The following is an 18613-nucleotide window of genomic DNA, read 5'->3' on the forward strand; positions in this document are numbered from 1 at the left end:
CTTAACCCGGCCTCTCTCAGCGATTGAAGGGCCGCTTGCGGCGGAACAGAAGATAGAGCGCACGGGGGTTGGTGGTCAAATAGCGCCAGAACAGGCGGCGCGGCTCCAGCCAGGTGCGCCAGGCCCATTCGAGCCCGACCTTCTGCATCCATTCCGGGGCACGCGAGCGGCTGCCCGACAGGAAGTTGAACAGGCCCCCGGATGTCTTGATGACGCCGACATTGGTCAGATGCGGCGTATATTCCTCGACGAAGGCCTGCTCGCTGGGCACGCCGAGCGCGACCCAGAGATAATCGGGCGCGAGCGCGTTGATCTCCTCGATCTTCGCGCGCAGCGCATCACCGCGCAGATAGCCGTGGCTATGGCCGACGATCTTCAGGTTCGGATACAGCTTGCGGACGTTCTCGACCGCCGTGGCGTTCTCGGCCTCGCTGGCGCCGAACATGTAGAAGGTTCGGCCGACCGCTTCGGCCTTGCGGGCGACGACGTGGAACAGGTCGGTCGTCGCGACGCGCTCGGGCAGCGGAAACCAGGATTGCAGCTTCGAGGCCGCCACCAGCGGTTGGCCGTCGGCGTTGATCAGGTCGGCGGCGCGGAACAGGCGCTCGGTCTGCGGCTCGGTCGAGCAGCGCGCCAGCACCTCGCCATTGGCGGAGGTCAGGTACAGCGGACGGCCGATGCGATGCTGCGGATCGGTCGCCTCGATCATGAAATCGGCGGTTGCTTCCAGGTCGAGTGCGGCCATGCGAAGGCCTCCGACGGTGGTGCGCGGCACCTCCGCGGTTGCGGCCCGGCCGTCCAGATTGATGCGGCGCTCAAGCATATTGTCTGCCTCGCTGGCGCGCTTGGGTTGCGGGAGTGAGCTCGTCGAGCACCACGCCGACGAGCTTGCGCTCGGCGCGGCCGAGCGTGCTCAAAATCTCTTCCAGGCCGTCGTTGATGTCGAGGCTGGTCGGCAGCACCGCCACCAGCGCGTCGACGTCGTCGAGCAGCTTGCGGCTGCCGGCGGTGAGCGGCGTCACCGGGCCGTCGAGGATCACGAGGTCGTAGCCGCCGGCGGAGCGCGCCTGCGCAATCGCCTTGCGGATGGCTTCAGTCGCCTTGCCGGCATCGCCGTCGGCGGCCGGAAGGACCGAAATGCCGTTGACCGTCCTGATCTCGCGCGCGGTCTTGCTGCCGTTCGAGAGCCAGCCGAGCCTGCTCGGCTCGCTCTTGCCGTTGCGGTTGACCTTGTTCGAGAGCGAATGCGCCAGGTGATCGGCATCGATCATCAGCACGCGGATGCCGTCGCGCGCAGCCGCGAGCGCGAAATTCAGCGCGGTCACGCTGCGACCCGTGGTCTCGCCGCCGCCGACGAGCGCGACGACCGGCATCGCCTTGCCGCCGCCGCGCCGGGCCACGGCCGCGCGCATGTCGCGCCAGGCGTTGAGCAGGCTGGTCAGGGGAAAGCCCGGTCGCAGCGTCGGCCAGCCCAACCGGGTCAGGTCGACACCGCCGCCGGTGGCGAGAATGGCGCCGAGCGTGTGGATGACGTCGGCCTCCTGCAGGCGCGCGATCAGCGGCTTTTCGATCAGGGGGCGTTCGGCCGCGGCGGGCTGCAGCGGCGGTGCGGCAATTTCCGGCAGGGGCTGCGCGACATCAGGGGCACGCGAAACCGGCTGCGGCTGTGGTTGCGGGATCTCGCCGGCCCGCGCGGGCTCGGGCGCGCGCGGAACCTGCGGTGCGGGTGTGCGCTCACGGCGGGCGGGTGCAGGTGCCGGCGCGGCCGCGCCGGCAGACAGCAGCTCGGCGACGACGAACCAGCCCGATGCGGCGAGTGCGCCGAAGATGAAGCCGATCATGGCGAACAGGCTCATCGCGGGCGGGAACGAGCGCCGCTGCGGGACCGTCGCTTCGCCGATGACGCGGGCCGCCGAGGTGTTTAGCGTCTCCTGCTCCTCGGTCTCGCGCGAGCGCTTGAGGAAGGATTGATAGACGTCGCGACTGGCATCGGCCTCGCGCTCGAGCTCGCGCAGCCGGACGGCGGCCTGGCTGAGCTGCACGCTTTGCCGCTTCTGCGCTTCGAGCGCCCGGTTGAGCGAGGCCTCGAAATCGCGGGCGCGTGTCAGATCGTTCTTGGCGGACTGGGCGAAACGATCGATCTCCTCGTTGATGGTGCGCTTGAGATCCTCGACCTGCTTCTCGGTCTGCCGCAGCGCCGGATGGCGCGGGCCGAGCTCGCCGGCCTGCTCGGCGTATTTCTTGCGGGCATCGGCATATTGCGCGCGCAGGTTGGCGATGGTCGGCGATTGCAGCACTTCAGGATTCGCGCCCGCATCGGCCGCCGTGCGCCGGCTCGCCTCGATCTGGTCGAGCCGTGCCTGCGCGTCCATCGTCGCGGCGCGGGCCGCGGACAGGCGCTGATTGCTGGCGGAGAGCTGCTGGTCGCTGATCAGCGAGTCCTGGGTGCCGACGAAATTGTTCTGGGCCTTGTAGGTGGCGAGCGCGGTCTCGGCATTGCGCAGCCGCTCGCGCAGCTCCTTCAGGCGGCCGGAGAGGTCGGTGGTGGCGCGCCGTGCGGCCGAAGCCTGCGAGTTGCGGGATTCGGTGAGGTAGACGTTGGTCAGCGTATTGGCGAGCATCGCCGCCTTGGCCGGATCGGTCGACCAGACCTCGATATCGACGATGAAGCTCTTTTCGGTCTTGCGGATGGTGATGTGCTTGTTCAGGGCGTCGAGAGCTGCGAGCTGCACCTCCTTCGCTTCGGCAGCGGAGGGCGCGCGGGGCTGCAGGCCGATCAGGCCGAGTAGCGACGACATCAGCGTCCTGGCGTCGCCGCCGCCGCCGAATTCGGGATCCTTGTCGAGGTCCGCCTGCTGGATCACCTGCAGCAGCACGCTGTTGGAGGTGATCAGGCGCGCCTGGCTCTCCACCACCATCGACATGCCGGAGACGTCCTGCGCGCGCGGCGTGAGCTCGCGGTCGACGAGCTGGAGCTCGCGCGGATCGACCAGGAGCTGGGCGGTGGCGGTGTAGCGGGGCGTCAGGCTCTTGCCGACGGTGACGGCGAGTGTGGCACCGAGCAGCGCGGCCGCGGCGATCGCGATCTTCCGCCGCCAGAGCAGGTTGACGAGTTCGAGCACGCTGAAGCCGGCCTGAGGCCGCTGTTGCGGGGCCTCTGGTCTCGCCCGATCGATCGGCTGGTTATAGTCCAGCATGGTCCCCAGCTTTCATTCCAACGGCCGCGGGCTGAGGGGTTACTCTTCGCTTTACGCCACGCACCTGGGATATAGGTGCCCAATCAACGCAACAGGGAAAATTAACCATACTCATTGAGGGACTATTCACCGAAATGGCAAACAAAGCGTTTAAACGCATGCCGTTGTCCGGCGCGTCGTCGCGACGCCTATGCCGGGTGCCCCTGTTGATTAACGGTTCGTTACCGCGCGCAGCATGGCCGCGAGGCTTCGCGCATCCTGCGATGTGCCGCGCGCAGGCCATGGCAATCAGCTTTTCCTGAGGATGACGTGATAGTCGCCGCGGCGGACATCGGTGTCGCGCGGAAGCACGGCGTTCAGCACGGCGGCGCCGGCATCGACCAGAGCGGCGAACAGCGGCTTGCGCCGGCGCATCTCCGGATAGCGCGGACTCTCGACCTCACGGCGGTAGGTCATCTCGAGGCCGTTCGCGGCCGCGAATGCCTCGAGCCGGGGCAGCGTGACCAGCGGATGGAAGAAGGTCGGGAACGGCGGCTCGCCGGGCAGGCCGGCGTCCTTGATGCCGCGGATGTGCCGGTAGAACCAGACGTGAAACCAGTGCGGCGAGTATTTGGTGACGACGCCGGACAGCGAGCGCGGATTGGGCGCGCCGATCAGGATCATGCCGCCGCGCCTGAGCGCGCTGCGGAAGTTCAGCAGCGCGGCATCGACATGGGGCAGATGCTCGATCACGTTGTAGCAGATCACGAGATCGAAGCTTTCCTTGCCGAAATTGTAGGTCTGCACGTCGCCGAGGATCGCCTCGTCCGCGTAGGTGTTGTTGCGGACCTGGTCTTCGTCGATGTCGACGACGGTGACCCTGCTGCGGCTCAGCAATTCCGGCGGCAGGACGCTGCACGAGCCCCCGCCGGCTTCGTAGACGGCGAGCCGGCCCTGCGGCAGTTCGCGGCGCAGCAACTCATGAACGGCAAGCAGACTGTCGCGGGCTTCGCCGGGGACGAGATCGTGCAGTGCCTGAATGGGTGCTGCGGCAGCGGGGATGTCGATCGCCGTGGCTGTCGCGAAATCGATCGTGGCTGGCTTGTTCATTTTTCTCTGACCGCGCTTGTTCGACTCAAATTTACAGGAAAAATCTCGCATGCCCGAAGAGCAAATCTGATGCCGCGCCGCTTCACCGGTCGCGGTGCTTACGGCCGGGTTAATACGCACCGGCGTTAACTACGGCATCGTTCATGTTGGGCCGCTCTCGGCGCTGCGGACCACGAATTGCAGTAACATGCGCGCATGATTTCGCGGCAGAAGCACGCAAACTCGGTTAAGCGCGCGGATATCGGGAGATCGGCGGTTTCGGCCGGAGGATGCCTCTCAGGCAGCCGTCCATTCTGGGACGCATCTGTCTCGGGGCGATGTGTCGCTGCGGGACGGCACGGGTCTTCTGCGCGATCGAAGCAGGGCTTTTTCAATCTATCTCGGACATCTAATACGTCATGACATTGATCCCGACAGACCTGTCCGCCACGCGCATCTCGGATGCCGTGCGCGATCCCAACCGGGAGATCGCGGCGAGTTCGCGCGTCATCGACCTGTCGGTCGGCATCGTCGTCTGCATTCCCTGTTTCCGCCGCCCGGAGCATCTGCGGCTGACGCTGGACTCGCTCGCGAGCCAGCGCACCCCGCGCTCCTTTGCCGTCGTCATGGTCGAGAATGATGCCGTCCGCCGCGAGAGCGCGCCGGTCGCCGCGGAATATCTCGCCGACGGCAGATTGCAGGGCATCTGCCTCGTCGAGCGGCGGCAGGGCAATTGCCAGGCGATCAACGCCGCGTTCGAGACCGCGCAGGCGCTGTTTCCCGCCGCAACGCGCTTCCTGATGATCGATGACGACGAGATCGCCTCGCCGGACTGGCTGGAGCTGATGGTGCGGACCGCGGATGCGACCGGCGCCGACGTGGTCGGCGGCCCGGTGCTGCCGGTCTTCGATGACGACAGCAAGCCCTGGCTGGCGCGCCATCCCGCCTTCTGCCCCGCCTACGACTACAGCGGCGCGGTGCCGCTGATCTACGGCTGTGGTAACTGCCTGATCACGCGCGCGGTGTTCGAACGGTTCGAGCGTCCCGCCTTCGACCTGCGCTTTAATTTCCTCGGCGGCGGCGATTGCGATTTCTTCGTGCGGTGCCGCGATGCCGGCATGACGTTCCACTGGACCGCGGAGGCGGTCATCACCGAGACCGTGCCGCAAAATCGCACCAGCCTCGGCTGGATCGCCAAGCGCGGCCTCCGCATCGGCGCGATCAATTATCGCGTGCAGTACAAGGCGGCGCGGAGTGCCGGCGCGCGGGCAGGGGTGTTTGCCCAGATGCTCGGACGGCTGCCGCTCTCGCTGATCCGGTCCGCCCGGCTGCTCGTGACGTCGAAAGCGGTGGTTGCGATGCATCCCGCGCTTGTCGCGCTCGGCTCCATGCTCGCAGCGTTCGGTTTCGCGCCGAAGCCCTATGAAGCCTCGAAGATCAAGTCCTGACGCTGCGGATTCGGCTTAGATGCCGAAGCGGGCGAGCGCCGTCCTCGCGGTCGCGCGCGGCAACGCCTTGAGCGAGCGCTGGGCGACCATCCAGAGATAGCCGATGGCCTGGCGATACCGGCCGAAGCGCACGGCCTGCATCGCCGAATAGGTGACGAGATGGATCTCGGCGGCTTGGCGCAGTCCGGCTGCCGTGCCCGCAGGCAGTCGCGCCATGATCAGGCCGTCGTCGAACACCCGGGCGATCGCCGGGAAGAAATCCTTCGGCGTCCGCACTGCCGCGTTCATGGTGTTGGCGGTGTGCAGGCGATAGTCGAGCAAAAGCTTCGGGGCGAACTCGAATTCGCCGATCGCGGCAAGGCGGCACCAGCAGTGCCAATCCTCGCAATATCTGAGGGAGGTGTCGAAGCCGCCGATGGCGCGGAAGGCTTCGGCACGTGCCAGCGCGATGCCGCCATTGACGATGAAGTTGCCGCTGGCGAGCCGCGCCAGCACGTCGCCGGATGGCTTGCGTCGTCCCTTCAACAGGTCGCGCCGTCCGATCTGCCGTCCTTCGCTGTCGATCGTATTGTAGTCGCCGTAGACCAGCACCGCGCGCGGCGCCTCGCGCGCCGTTGCGAGCAGCGCGGCCACCGCACCGGGGCGCAGGCGGTCATCGGCATCGAGGAACAGCAGCCACTCGCCGCCTGCATGCCGCGCGCCGAGATTGCGCGCCGCCGACACGCCGGCGGAATCGTTGGACATCAGGTAAAGTCTGGGGTCCCGGATGGCGCCAACGATCGCGACCGTCTCGTCGGTCGAGCCGTCGTCCACGACGATGACTTCGCTCACCTCGCTCTGTGCCAGCGCGCTGGCGAGGGTTTCGCCGATATAGGCGGCAACGTTCTTGGCGGGAATGACGACGGACACCGAGTGGGTCGAGCCGACCTGCAGCGGCGGACGCACTGGCGTCGCGACGCGAGCGGAGGCCGGCAATTCGAGAATGTCTTCGGCGGTAATCAAGCTGCGGCCCGTCTTTAATGATTTGTTAACTGCGGCGCATCTGGCGAGCTGGCTGAACCAGACGATCGAGAATTCGCGGCGATGATACTCGCATTGCCCGCAGATCGATGCGGGCAAGGGCCGCGCGGTTGCTGCTTTCGCCAAATAACCTTAAGCGGCCGACATCGAGCCTGCAGGAAATATGGAAGGTGCGACAGAGCGTGCACGTGCAGAGCCTGCGCGCTGGTTGACGAACGGTTAACGGCGATGGGGTAGGACGTGAGGCTTCCGTATCCCGATCGAGCCATGGATCGCAGCGCCGCTGACACCACCGACGTCGAGGCCCCGTCGCTCGGCCACATCTTGCACGGCGGCCTTGCCGGGCTGAATGCCGTGCGGGCGGCGCGCTGTCTCGTCGCGACCGCGGCTCTCATTCTCGTCCTGGTGACGCTCGATCCCTTCCCCGACCTGCGCAGCGAGGCTGCGACGACCGTGGTCGCCGGACGAATGGCGCTGACTTACGTCTCCTGGGGTCTTTTGGCCGCGGTCGCGATGCTGCTCGTCGCGGCCACGGATGCGCCCGCGCTGAAGAGCTTGGTGACGCCGCTGCATCTGTGCCTCGTCGGCTGGCTGCTGATCAACATCGCCTTCTCCGAGAGCCGCGGCGTTTCGATCCAGCGTTTCGTGCTCGCGGCCAGCGTGACGTCTCTCGCCGTCCTGCTGCCGCTGCTGCCGCCGACGCAGCGCAGCTTCAATCTGTGTCTCGGCGCCGCCGCGCTCGTGCTGCTCACGCTGTGCTATCTCGGCGTCGTCCTCGCCCCGCAATATTCGATCCACACCGCGCTCGACGTCACCGAGCCGCAACTCGCCGGCGACTGGCGCGGCAGCTTCGGCCACAAGAACGTCGCCTCGCCTGTCATGACCATCCTGGTCTATGTCGGCATCTACCTGTCGGCCGTCGGGTCCATCGTGATGGGGCCGGTGATCGCGGTCCTCGCCGGCATCTTCCTGGTCTTCACCGGCGGCAAGACCTCGTCGGTGCTGTGCCTTGCGATCTACGCGCTGGCATCGCTGGTCTATGTCACGCGCAGCCTGTGGCTGAAGCGGCTGATCTGCTTCGTGCCGTTGATCGCGATGAACCTGCTGACGGTCGGCAGCGTGCTCAGCCCCTCGCTGGGCGCCATGACGCGGCTGCTTCCGCTCGATCCCACCTTCACCGGCCGTTCCGCTATCTGGGAGTTTGCGCTCGCGGCCGTCGCCGAGAAGCCGGTCATCGGTCACGGCTACGCGGCGTTCTGGGATGATGTCTCGGCGCGGCAGACCGCGCAGGGTTCCGAATGGGCGACGTCGGCCGCGCACAGCCACAACAGCTATCTCGACCTCGCGGTCACCATCGGCCTGCCGGGGCTGGCGCTGGTGGTCCTGGTCTTCGTGCTGGCGCCGCTCGGCAATTTCCAATCCGCCCAGGCTCACAATCGCAGCAGCGCGCTGGCAAAGCTGTTCCTGACTGTCTGGCTGTTCGGCCTGTACTATGGCGCGACCGAGACTTTCCTGCTCGATCGGCAGAATCCGATCTGGTTCATGTTCGCCCTCGCGGTGGCGGGCCTGCACTTCCTTGCGAGGTTCCAATGCGTCGCGCAGACGGAACCCCCGCATTGACAGCTTGTCGCAGCCACGGCGTGCGATGGTGGCACTGGCTTAACGATAAGCCGCGACGTCGCTTGTGGTCTGCGACAAAACATAATCTATCTGGAAACACTCAGTAATCGTATGTCCCGGGGATGACGTTTCTCAGCGTCGAGCAGCCAGATGGTCTTGTGTCCAGCACGAGGGGAATCGCGGTCGATTTCCTGCGTGACTGGCGGCAGGCTGCCGCGCGCCTGAACACGGGCCATCGCACCGCTTTCCAGCATGGTTACTGGCTCGGCGCCTGGTACGAGGCATTCAGTGAATTTGCGCCGCTGATCGCCGTGATCTCGGATGCGGCGACCGGCAAGGACATCGCACTCGTGCCGATGATCAGCCATGTCAGGCGCGGCGTCCGCATCGTCGAGTTCGCCGATCTCGGCGTCTCCGACAACAACGCGCCGGTCCTGGCATGCGATGCCGCGCTGGATGGTGCCGATGCGCGCGCGATCAGCGCTGCGCTGGTCGATGCCTTGCGCGCTTTGCCTGACGGCTTCGACCTGCTGCGCCTGAAGAAGATGCCGGCTCAGGTCGGGGGCAAGCCGAACCCGCTGGTCTCGCTTGGCCGTACAGGCTCCTGCTCGGTCAACGGCAATCTCGTGCTGATGGGCGACGACTATGAAGCCTATCAAACCTCGATCAAGCGCATGCAGATGCCGCGCTGCTGGCGCGTGTTCAGCCGCCATGAAGGCGCGCGGTTCGAGATCGCGACGGATGTCGCACGCGCCGGCGAGCTGCTCGACGTGATGGATGTCCAGCAGCAGGCGCGCATGCAAAAGCTCGGCTCGCGCTTCATCCTCAACGACGAGATCCACGCGCGCTTCTATCGCGAGGTTGCCCGCCAGGGCGTCGCGGACGGTTATGCCATCGTGTCGGCGCTGGTGTGCGACGAGGCTGTCGTCGCCACCACGCTGGGCGTCAGGTTCGGGGCGACCTATTTCCTCCTGCGCATCAGCCACGCCGGCGATGCATGGTCGAGCTGTTCGCCCGGGCTGCTCGTCACCGAGCGCACCATGGCGGCGCTGCATGCACAGGGCGTGCGCCGCTTCGATCTCAGCATCGGCAATCAGGATTACAAGCGCCGGCTCGGCGCCGAGCAGGTGCCGCTGACCGATGTCAGCGTCGCGCTGTCCTGGCGCGGCGCGCCTTTCGCATGGCGTGACCACGCCGCGCAGCGCCTGCGCCGCCATCCCCGGCTCGCCGCTGTCGCGGCGCGCGCGCTCGGCAAGGGCGCGCGCTGACCGACGCCCTCTGTTTCGTCGTCACCTCGGAAGACCCGCGCGAAAAGCCTCCAGCAATGCGCGTCCTTGCGGCCAGTCACCGAGCCCGCTAGCGGCATTGATGTGGCCGAGTGCGCCCGCCACGATCAGGCCGGACCGCCAGTCGCGCGCCTGTCGCTGCGTCACGTCGAGCGTGCCATAGGGATCATTCGTGCTGGCGATGATCAGCGATGCAAAGCGCAATGCGCGGTCCGGCACCGGCTTGAACGCCATGGCTTCCGCGGGAAAATTGTCGCCATCCGGATCGGGCACGGCGACGAGGAAGGCACCGGCAATCGCGGATGCGGAGCGCGCGGCCCAATGCGCCACCAGCAGGCACGCGAGGCTGTGGGCGACCAGGACCGGTGGCCTGGCGCAGCGCGCGACCGCGCGCTCGAGAGCTTGCTCCCAGTCGTCGAGGTCGGGCCGGTCCCAGCTCGCCGGCTGAAATCGCGTGAGGCGCGGCTCGGTGCGCTCCCACAGCGTCTGCCAATGAGTGTCTCCGGAGCCGCCGAGCCCGGGCAATGTGATGATGTCGTGCATGAACGTCCCGTGATATCCGAGGTGACGTCACAGTGTGGCCGATGCTGGTCGTGCATCACATGGCAAGTCATCGGCGGAATCGATCATCGGCCGATGATCTCAAGGCGGAAGGGAGAATTGTCTTGGATCGTTTCGGAAGCATCGACGCCAAGGATCTGAAGATCATCGAGGCGCTGCAGGTCAATGCGCGCGTGCCGCTGTCCGAACTCGGCCGCGCCGTCGGGCTGTCCCAGCCGGCGATCTCCGAACGCGTCAAGCGGCTCGAGGAAGCGGGCATCATCGAAGGCTATGGCGCGAGGATCAACCCGCGCGCGCTCGGGCTCGGCCTGATGGCGCTGGTGCGCCTGCGCACCTCGCATGAGCACATCAAGACCTGCCTGAAGCGGTTCAGCGAGATTCCCCACATCATCGAGGTCCATCGCGTCACCGGCGACGACTGCTTCGTGCTCAAGGTGCTGGTGCCCGCGCCGGAAGATCTCGAGACGATCGTGGATCGCATCGCGGGCTTCGGCACCGTGACGACCTCGCTGGTGCTGCGGAGCGAACCCGCGCGGCCGATCGGACGCGATCTCGTCGGGAGAAAGGCCGAGCGGCGTTCGGCGGCGGTCCGTGCTGCCGGCAAGTCGTCGCATTGACACGGACCGCACCCTGCTTCCGGTTCTCGCGAGCGTTGTGCTAGCCTCGCTTGCGCTCCCCGGGAGGCGACATGGAAGATCGTTCGGCAAAATATCGCCCGTTCTATGCGCAGTTGATCTGCGCTGCGGCCAGGACGACGGATCCGCGCATCGAGCAGGCCTTTCGGACCGTCAGGCGCGAGCCCTTCGCCGGACCCGGGCCGTGGTCGATCGGCCTCGGCGGCCATCCCTATGTCGTGACGCCCGACGATGATCCGGCCTTCCTCTATCAGAACGCGCTTCTGGCGCTGGATCCATCGCGCGGCCTCAATATCGGAATGCCCGGCGCGCACGCCTACTGGCTCGGCGGCTGTGGTGTGCGGGAGGGCGAGACGGCGATCCAGATCGGCGCCGGCAGCGGCTACTACACCGCGATCCTCGCGCATCTCGTCGGACCTCGCGGCCACGTCCACGCCTACGAGATCGACGAACGTCTGGCGGGACTTGCGCGCGACAATCTGAAGGATCTCGCTCACGTCGATGTGCGCCAACGTTCGGGCATCGCGTCCGACCTGCCTGCTGCGGACGTGATCTATGTTTGCGCGGGTGCCGCCCAGCCGGCCCCGCAATGGCTCGACGCGCTGCAGCCTGGCGGACGGCTGGTGTTTCCGCTCGCGCCGGAGGGCATGCTCGGTGGCATGTTGATGATCACGCGTCCGGATCAGGGCGCGATCTGGCCGGCGAAATTCCTCGGCCGCGCCCAGTTCATCGGTTGCGCGGGATTGCAGGATGCCGATGCCGCCCGGCGGCTGGCCGAGGCGTTTGCCGGAAAATGGGACAGCGTGCAATCGCTGCGCAGAGAGGGCGCGCCGGACGAGACGTGCTGGTTCGCCGGTGAGGGCTGGTGGCTTTCGACGGTGCCGCCGCCCGTGCCGACCGAGTCAGTTCTACCTCACGCCGACATCACGCAGCTCTGAAGCGCGTCGTCGCGTCTCACGATCCCGCGCAACCGGCGCAGCGAAACCGGCCGCGCGAGGCGCGGAACAGGCTGCGGCAATACCATCGCCGCGCCAGCGCCTGTGCGGGCTTGCGGATCATCCGCGCGATCAACAAGAGTTCGAATGCCATCCGGCTCGCTTTTAGTCGATGTCCTGCCCACGCAGATGGGGCGGCATTCTCGAATGAGAATGCCGCCCGCGTCGCATCAGCCATGCAGCTTCTTGGCGGTCTCCGCGATCTGCCGGCCCTGGTAGCGGGCGCCGGCGAGCTCGTTGGCGCTGGGCTGGCGGCTGCCGTCACCGCCGGTGATCGTGGTGGCGCCGTAGGGCGCACCGCCCGTGACCTCGTCGAGCTTCATCTGGCCGGCGTAGCCGTAGTTCATGCCGACCACCACCATGCCGAAATGCAGGAGGTTGGTGATGATCGAGAACAGCGTCGTCTCCTGGCCGCCGTGCTGGGTCGCGGTCGCCGTGAAGGCACCGCCGACCTTGCCGTGCAGTGCGCCCTTGGCCCAGAGCCCGCCGGCCTGGTCCAGGAAGTTCGCCATCTGCGAGGCCATGCGGCCGAAGCGGGTGCCGGTGCCGACGATGATCGCGTCGTAATTGGCGAGGTCTTCGATCTTGGCGATCGGCGCGGCCTGGTCGACCTTGTAGTACGAGGCCTTTGCGACCTCGGCCGGCACCAGCTCCGGCACGCGCTTGATGTCGACAGTGACGCCGGCCTCGCGCGCGCCCTCGGCGACGGCGTTGGCCATCGCCTCTATGTGGCCATAAGCGGAATAATAGAGGACGAGAACTTTGGTCATGGTGGTCTCCGTTGGGATCAGTTGTTGAATGAAGGTTGAGGTCGTCATGCCCGGGCTTGTCCCGGGCATCCACGTTCTTCGTGTTCCGGGCTAAGTCCGTGGATGGCCGGGACAAGCCCGGCCATGACGGTGAGAGCGAGGGCTACGCCGCGTCGACGAGCACGAGTTCGGTGTCCTCGAGCGCCGTGATCGTCAGCCGATCCTCGTTGCGGATTGCGGCGCCGTCGCGGGCATTGACGCGTACGCCGTTGATCGTGACCGAACCCGCCGCCGGCACGAGGTAAAGATGCCGTGACCTCTCGGGCGTGTACTCCGCGCTCTCGCCGGCCTTCAGCGTGGTGGCGAGCACCCGCGCATCGGCGCGGATCGGAAGCGCGTCGGTGTCGCCTTCGATGCCGCTCGCGATCGTCACGAGCTTGCCGGAGCGGTCCGCCTTGGGGAACGGCTTCGAGCCCCAGGTCGGCTGTCCGCCGCGCTGCGTCGGCTCGATCCAGATCTGGAAGATCCGTGTCTTGCTCGGCTCCAGATTGTATTCGGAGTGGCGGATGCCGCTGCCGGCACTCATCACCTGCACGTCGCCCGCTTCAGTCCGGCCCTCGTTGCCGAGGCTGTCCTGATGGGTGATCGCGCCCTCGCGCACATAGGTGATGATTTCCATGTTGGCGTGGGGATGGGCGGGAAAGCCGCTGTTTGGCGCGATCTCGTCGTCGTTCCACACCCGCAAGCTCCCATGGCCCATGTTGTTGGGGTCATAATGACTTGCGAAGGAGAAATGATGCTTGGCCTTGAGCCAGCCGTGATCGGCGCCGCCGAGCTTGTCGAAAGGTCTGAGTTCGATCATCTGCGTAATCCTTGTGTGAGTGGGAGGCGCCTTGTTCAGGCGCCGAACCCGCCGTCGACGTTGAGCACCGTGCCGGTGACGAAGGAGGCTTGCGGGCTTGCGAGGAACACCACGCCAGCGGCGACTTCCTCGGGACGGCCGAAGCGCTGCAGCGCGTGCTGCTTGCGCTGGGCTTCCGCGAAGTCGCGGTCGTCGTCCGGGTTCATGTCGGTGTTGATCGAGCCGGGCTGCACCACGTTGACGGTGATGCCGCGCGGGCCGAGGTCGCGTGCCGCGCCCTTGGTGTAGCCGACGACCGCCGCCTTGGTGGCGACGTAGTCGGCAAGGCCCGGGAACGAGGCGCGGTCGGCGAGCATCGAGCCCACGGTGACGATGCGGCCGCCTTCGCCCATCAGCTGCGAGGCGGCGCGGATCGCCGCGATCACGCCATGCACGTTGACCTGGTCCTGGCGGGCCAGCGCATCGGTGTCCGCCTTGGCATCGTCGATCGCGCCGCCCGCGGCAACGCCGGCATTGTTGACGAGGATGTCGAGACGGCCGAATTCCTTGGCGACATCGTTGACGAGCTGCGTCACGTCCTTCGCCGAAGCCTGATCGGCCTTGAAGGCGCGGGCCCTGACGCCCTTGGCCTTCAGTTCAGTGACGACGGCTTCCGCCTTGTCGGGCGAAGCCACATAGCTGATGGCGACGTCGGCGCCTTCATCGGCGAGAGCGCGGGCCGAGGCCGCGCCGATGCCGCGCGAGCCGCCGGTGACGAGGGCAACCTTGCCTGAGAGCTGCTTGGTCATTGGATTTCTCCGTTGCTGAATTCCTGATGACCCTTGGATAAGCCTCCGCCTGTGGTATAGAAATAGAAACTGTTGAAACGCATTGTTTCCGTAAGCATCCCGATTGGACGGTTCCCATGGCACGACTCCCCGATTTCGAGGCGCTCGCGATTTTCGCAAAAGTCGTGGAATTACGGTCGTTTGCAGGGGCCGCGAGCGAGCTGACGATGTCCAAGGCGACGGTGTCGAAGGCCGTGACCCGGCTGGAAGAGCGGCTCGGGGCGCGCCTGTTCAACCGCACCTCGCGCCGGCTCGCGCTGACGGACGCCGGCCACAAGCTCGCCGACCGCGCGACGCGTCTGCTCGCGGACGGCGAGGCGGCGGAGAACGAGGCGCTGGCGCAGTCGGTGGCGCCGCGCGGCCTGGTGCGGCTCGCCGTGCCCATGACGTTCGGCATCAAGGCCGTGGCGCCGCTGCTGCCGGAGTTCTTCGAGGCCTATCCGGAAGTCTCGGTCGATCTGCATTTGAGCGATGCGACGGTCGACCTGATCGGCGAAGGTTTCGACATGGCGGTGCGCATCGCGCGGCTGCCGGACTCCTCGCTGATCGCGCGGCGGCTGTTCACCATGCCGCGCTTCACGGTGGCGGCACCATCCTATCTGAAGAAGCACGGGCGGCCGACGCATCCGATGCATCTGGCCGAGCACAAGTGCTTCGCTTACGCCTATCTCTCGACGCCGAACGTCTGGCACTACACCAATTCCGCCGGCGAGCAGGCCAGCGTGCGTCCGGGCGGACTGCTTCGCGTCAACAATGGCGAGGCCGTAATGCCCTCGCTGATCGCAGGCCTCGGCATCGCCGAGCTGCCCGAATTCATCGTCGGCGAAGCCATCTCCTCTGGAGAAGTCGAAGTGATCCTGAAGGACTGGAAGCAGGCCGAAGGCGCCGTGCATCTGGTCACCCCGCCCGGCGGCCCGCGCCCCGCGCGCGTCGAAGCACTCGGCGATTTCCTCGCGGCGAAGCTGCCGGGTACGTGCAAGCGACGGCCGAAGAAGGGTGGCAAAACCGGTTAGATGCCTACCTACGTGGGCACGGTGCTTCGGACCTTTGCCCGCCTTACGATATCTCGCTAGTCTATCGTCCGAGCAAGCTGCCGTAGGGTGGGCAAAGCGAAGCGTGCCCACGTCTTTGCCCGGGGGAATCGCAGACTTCGCCTAATGGAATCGTAAGCGTCTCGATATCGCCGAGCGCAAGGCAGCACCTTCTTCTTCACCGTTGTGCTTGAAGATCGCTCGCACTCTACTCGTCGATCAAGCTGACCGCTTGCGCCGCATCTATCAGACCATCCAGCGACGCCGCCCGTTCGAGACGGTCGCGATCTGTATCCTGCCCGACCATCTCCATGCCATTTGGTCGCTTCCCGACCACGACGTCGATTTTTCATCGCGGTGGAATCTGATCAAAAGCGGATTTTCGCGCGGCTTGGAGGCTGGGCCGCCGTCAATAAGCAAATTGAAGAAGCGCGAGAAGGGGATCTGGCAGCGCCGTTATTGGGAGCACGCAATTCGTGACGATGCGGATCTGGAGCGGCACGTTGACTACATTCATTTCAACCCCGTGAAGCACGGCCTCGTCAGCCGGGCGCGCGATTGGTCTCTCAGTAGTTTTCATCGCTACGTCGACCAGGGCGTGCTTCCCGCGGATTGGGGAGGGGACATGCGGGATGTTGCTGGGCACTTCGGAGAGTGATCGTGGGCACGCTTCGCTTTGCCCACCCTACGGCATCTCGCTTTTCGGCCTGACCTACGACACCTTCACGCCGTTGATGGCGACGATGCGCAGGTTCGGCTTCAGCGTTCCCTCGAGCTGCGAACTCAATTCGTGGACACGCGGGTCCGTCGAGCGTGCCGCGCAGACGGCGTATTGATGGACCGATTGCGCCAGGGCCCGCCGCGCTTCGGGTGTTCGCGTCACGTCCGGCTTCGACAGCCGCAGGACGATCGCGGCGAGATTGACCAGCATCTCGTCCAGGGCGACGTCGATGGTCCGAACGTTGTGCATCACTCACTCCCTGGAAGGGCAACAGCGGGTCCATCGATGCGTTCCCGGGCGGGCCGGGTATGGTTAATGCCTGGTAAACGTCTTGTTCTTGCCGGCCGCCGCGCTAGGCTGGCCGGACAAACAAAGAAAATCAGGGGAGACACCAGTATGGATCGCCGCGATCTCCTGCGCGCCGTTGCGGCATTGCCGCGGACGGAGTTTTTAACCAAGCAGTTTGCCAAGGAAAGAAGCGCCAGGCGCCGTCGCGTTGCGGTCATAAACTTTGTTGTCTATATCCGCGCCGCGTTTTGTTTCCTGCTTCGTGTTTCTCAACAACCCGATCGACCGCTACATGATGCTTCGTCTTGTTTGCCTCGTCCTGTTCGCACTATGCCTAGCCGGTCCCGCGCAGGCGCAAACCACCCAGCCGGCGACGGTTGCCAAGCCGGCAAAGAACGCGCCTTCCAAGCCGGCACCTGCTTCGCGGTCCACGCCGCAAGCTGCAGGACCGTGCGTCGGCGTGATATCGCTGCTGGGCGATCGCTTCATCGTGAAGAAGATCGGCGCGACCGTGTTCGGCAACGAGAACAAGGAGGTTCCGGTCGACGGTTTCGGGCTCGATGACCTCGTCGTCGAGCGTGTGAGGGCCGCGGTCGGCTCCGGTTTTGTCGTCCGCAGGATCGCCGCTGATAAATCCGCATTCAGTTCCTACGATCCCGGGCTTGGCATGTTCGCTCGCAGCGACAAGGCCGGCGCCATCGTCCGACAAGTTGCCGGTCAGGCCGGATGCAAACGCTATGTCGTCGTGATCAAGGGAATACGCCAGGGTGGATTCTTCGGCATCGGTGTCATGAAGGGCAGCCCGTTGTACAACATGGCCGACATCTACGCGGTAATACGGATCTACGTTCATGACGGGCAAAGCTTCGATATTCTGAAGAGCAGCGAAGGCTCGATCAGCGGAAGCAACTTTATGACCGGGCCGCCGACGCTGCGTATCGATTGGGCGCAGTGGCCAGAACCGCCGGAAGCCGCCAACAATCCAGTGATGCGCGCCTCGACGCGGCAACTGCTCGGCAACGTCCTCGACAAGAGCCTGCCTACCTTGTTGCAGTCGCAGTAGTTGAGGAGATCCGGCCAACCGGTCGACACCCCCCTCCAGGCCCCTCCGGGGAGGGTGCAAGCGCACGGCTATCGCAACACAATCCATTTCGGTTAGGCTGCCTCCCAACAACGAAAACAATCGGGGAGGTACCAATCAATGAACCGCCGCGAACTCCTGAAGGCCGCCGCTGTGCTACCGCTGGTACAGGCAGCTTGCTCTCAATCAAGCTTTGCCCAAGCTCTTTACCCCTCGCGCAACATCACCATGATCGTACCGTTCCCGGCCGGCGGCCAGGCCGATCTTGCCGCGCGCCCGGTGGCGATGGCGCTGGAGCGGGTCCTCGGCAAGCCCGTGATCGTCGACAACCGCGCCGGCGGCGGCGGCGGATCGGTCGGCAATGCCGCCGCCGCGCGCGCCGAGCCCGACGGCTATACGCTGCTGATGACGCTGTCCTCGCTCGCGGTGCTGCCCGAGGCCGACCGGCTGTTCGACCGGCCCGTCGCCTACGAGGTCTCGCAATTCATGCCGATCGCGCGCGTGCTGGCCGATCCCACGCTGCTCGCGGTGCCGGCGTCCGCACCCTGGAAGACCGCGCAGGAATTCGTCGAGGACGCGAGGAAGCGGCCGGGGCAGATCACCTACGGCTCGTCCGGTCCCTACGGCACGCTGCATGTGGCGATGGAGATGTTCACCAACAGCGCCGGCATCAAGCTCATGCACGTGCCGTTTCGCGGCGCCGGTCCCGCGCTCACCGCGCTGCTCAGCGGCACCGTGCAGGCGATCGCGGCCGCGCCGGGCACGCTGAAGCCGCAGGTCGACGACGGCAAGCTGCGTGTGCTCGGCAATTGCGGCGCGCAGCGCATCGCAAGCTTCCCCGACGTGCCGACCTTCCAGGAGCTCGGCTACAAGGATGTCGAGATGTACATCTGGGCGGGGCTGTTTGCGCAGAGCTCTCTGCCCGCGCCGATCGCGACTCGCCTGCGCGAGGCGATGGCGCAGGTGATGGCGAGCCCCGAGGTCCTCAAGGCCTTCGAGACCTCGGGCAGCCTCGTCGCCTATCAGGATGCGCCGGCCTTCTCCGCATTCGTCGCGACGGACAGCGCGCGGCTGATCGCGGCGGTGAAGAAGATCGGCAGGGTGGAGTAGGGGCGCTCCAAAGCATGATCCGGAAAAGTGCGAAGCGGTTTTCCGGAAAGATCATGCGTCTACAACAACCTAAAGCGCGATGACGATTCGTCCCAATCTCATCGCGCTCTAGAA

18 protein-coding genes and 1 pseudogene are annotated in these 18613 nt (G+C 65.9%); 9 read left to right on the forward strand and 10 right to left on the reverse strand.

Annotated features, from left to right (window positions below; genetic code table 11):
* Positions 1–16 precede the first annotated feature (16 nt).
* The 3 genes from A7X65_RS18225 to A7X65_RS18235 form a co-directional block, all read right to left on the reverse strand.
* Positions 17–823, reverse strand: coding sequence for a WecB/TagA/CpsF family glycosyltransferase (locus tag A7X65_RS18225; RefSeq protein WP_063687096.1), 807 nt, complete (start codon positions 821–823; stop codon positions 17–19).
* Positions 816–3197, reverse strand: a complete 2382-nt coding sequence (locus A7X65_RS18230) for an exopolysaccharide transport family protein (RefSeq protein ID WP_063687098.1) — start codon at positions 3195–3197, stop codon at positions 816–818. The genes A7X65_RS18225 and A7X65_RS18230 overlap by 8 nt, the downstream gene beginning before the upstream one ends.
* A 288-nt stretch (positions 3198–3485) precedes the next feature.
* Complete coding sequence (locus tag A7X65_RS18235; RefSeq protein WP_063687100.1) at positions 3486–4286, reverse strand: class I SAM-dependent methyltransferase; 801 nt, start codon at positions 4284–4286, stop codon at positions 3486–3488.
* A gap of 398 nt (positions 4287–4684) precedes the next feature.
* Between A7X65_RS18235 and A7X65_RS18240 the strand changes: the two genes are divergently transcribed.
* Entirely contained in the window at positions 4685–5713 is a 1029-nt protein-coding gene (locus A7X65_RS18240; protein ID WP_063687102.1) for a glycosyltransferase family 2 protein, read from the forward strand.
* A gap of 15 nt (positions 5714–5728) precedes the next feature.
* On the opposite strand, the gene A7X65_RS18245 is transcribed toward A7X65_RS18240, so the two are convergent.
* Positions 5729–6715 (reverse strand): glycosyltransferase, encoded by a 987-nt coding sequence (locus A7X65_RS18245; RefSeq protein ID WP_063687104.1) that lies wholly within the window; start codon positions 6713–6715, stop codon positions 5729–5731.
* A 285-nt stretch (positions 6716–7000) separates the two neighbouring features.
* Here A7X65_RS18245 and A7X65_RS18250 point away from each other — a divergent pair, with 285 nt between their 5' ends.
* Together A7X65_RS18250 and A7X65_RS42660 are read left to right on the forward strand one after the other, a co-directional pair.
* Positions 7001–8353, forward strand: a complete 1353-nt coding sequence (locus A7X65_RS18250) for an O-antigen ligase family protein (protein WP_063687106.1) — start codon at positions 7001–7003, stop codon at positions 8351–8353.
* A gap of 122 nt (positions 8354–8475) precedes the next feature.
* Positions 8476–9621, forward strand: coding sequence for a GNAT family N-acetyltransferase (locus tag A7X65_RS42660; protein WP_063687108.1), 1146 nt, complete (start codon positions 8476–8478; stop codon positions 9619–9621).
* 21 nt (positions 9622–9642) lie between these two features.
* Here the strand turns inward: A7X65_RS42660 and A7X65_RS18260 are convergent, their stop codons facing one another.
* Complete coding sequence (locus tag A7X65_RS18260) at positions 9643–10182, reverse strand: RBBP9/YdeN family alpha/beta hydrolase (RefSeq protein ID WP_063687110.1); 540 nt, start codon at positions 10180–10182, stop codon at positions 9643–9645.
* Positions 10183–10304: 122 nt separating this feature from the next.
* Here A7X65_RS18260 and A7X65_RS18265 point away from each other — a divergent pair, with 122 nt between their 5' ends.
* Both A7X65_RS18265 and A7X65_RS18270 read left to right on the forward strand, forming a co-directional pair.
* A complete protein-coding gene (locus A7X65_RS18265; RefSeq protein WP_063687111.1) occupies positions 10305–10817 on the forward strand; it encodes an Lrp/AsnC family transcriptional regulator in 513 nt (170 codons plus the stop codon).
* Between the two features lie 71 nt (positions 10818–10888).
* On the forward strand, positions 10889–11773 hold the full coding sequence (locus A7X65_RS18270) for a protein-L-isoaspartate O-methyltransferase family protein (protein ID WP_063687113.1): 885 nt from the start codon (positions 10889–10891) through the stop codon (positions 11771–11773).
* A 16-nt stretch (positions 11774–11789) separates the two neighbouring features.
* On the opposite strand, the gene A7X65_RS43570 is transcribed toward A7X65_RS18270, so the two are convergent.
* The 4 genes from A7X65_RS43570 to A7X65_RS18285 form a co-directional block, all read right to left on the reverse strand.
* The gene (locus tag A7X65_RS43570) at positions 11790–11924 is read right to left on the reverse strand and encodes a hypothetical protein (protein ID WP_283806161.1); all 135 of its coding nucleotides are present in this window, start codon (positions 11922–11924) and stop codon (positions 11790–11792) included.
* A gap of 76 nt (positions 11925–12000) precedes the next feature.
* Positions 12001–12600, reverse strand: a complete 600-nt coding sequence (gene wrbA / locus A7X65_RS18275) for an NAD(P)H:quinone oxidoreductase (RefSeq protein ID WP_063687797.1) — start codon at positions 12598–12600, stop codon at positions 12001–12003.
* A 142-nt stretch (positions 12601–12742) separates the two neighbouring features.
* Complete coding sequence (locus A7X65_RS18280; RefSeq protein ID WP_063687115.1) at positions 12743–13441, reverse strand: pirin family protein; 699 nt, start codon at positions 13439–13441, stop codon at positions 12743–12745.
* A 35-nt stretch (positions 13442–13476) separates the two neighbouring features.
* Positions 13477–14229, reverse strand: a complete 753-nt coding sequence (locus tag A7X65_RS18285) for an SDR family NAD(P)-dependent oxidoreductase (protein WP_063687117.1) — start codon at positions 14227–14229, stop codon at positions 13477–13479.
* Positions 14230–14345: 116 nt separating this feature from the next.
* On the opposite strand from A7X65_RS18285, the gene A7X65_RS18290 reads away from it, so the two are divergent.
* Both A7X65_RS18290 and A7X65_RS18295 read left to right on the forward strand, forming a co-directional pair.
* Positions 14346–15281, forward strand: a complete 936-nt coding sequence (locus A7X65_RS18290) for a LysR family transcriptional regulator (protein WP_063687119.1) — start codon at positions 14346–14348, stop codon at positions 15279–15281.
* 204 nt (positions 15282–15485) lie between these two features.
* Positions 15486–15957, forward strand: a pseudogene (locus A7X65_RS18295) (REP-associated tyrosine transposase).
* A 54-nt stretch (positions 15958–16011) separates the two neighbouring features.
* Here A7X65_RS18295 and A7X65_RS18300 read toward each other — a convergent pair.
* A complete protein-coding gene (locus A7X65_RS18300; RefSeq protein ID WP_063687121.1) occupies positions 16012–16269 on the reverse strand; it encodes a hypothetical protein in 258 nt (85 codons plus the stop codon).
* Positions 16270–16768: 499 nt separating this feature from the next.
* On the opposite strand from A7X65_RS18300, the gene A7X65_RS18305 reads away from it, so the two are divergent.
* Positions 16769–17371 (forward strand): hypothetical protein, encoded by a 603-nt coding sequence (locus A7X65_RS18305; RefSeq protein ID WP_156527860.1) that lies wholly within the window; start codon positions 16769–16771, stop codon positions 17369–17371.
* 138 nt (positions 17372–17509) lie between these two features.
* A complete protein-coding gene (locus A7X65_RS18310; protein ID WP_063687125.1) occupies positions 17510–18499 on the forward strand; it encodes a tripartite tricarboxylate transporter substrate binding protein in 990 nt (329 codons plus the stop codon).
* Positions 18500–18613: the final 114 nt, after the last annotated feature.

Origin of the sequence: Bradyrhizobium stylosanthis, assembly GCF_001641335.1 — a bacterium.
GTDB lineage: Bacteria > Pseudomonadota > Alphaproteobacteria > Rhizobiales > Xanthobacteraceae > Bradyrhizobium > Bradyrhizobium stylosanthis.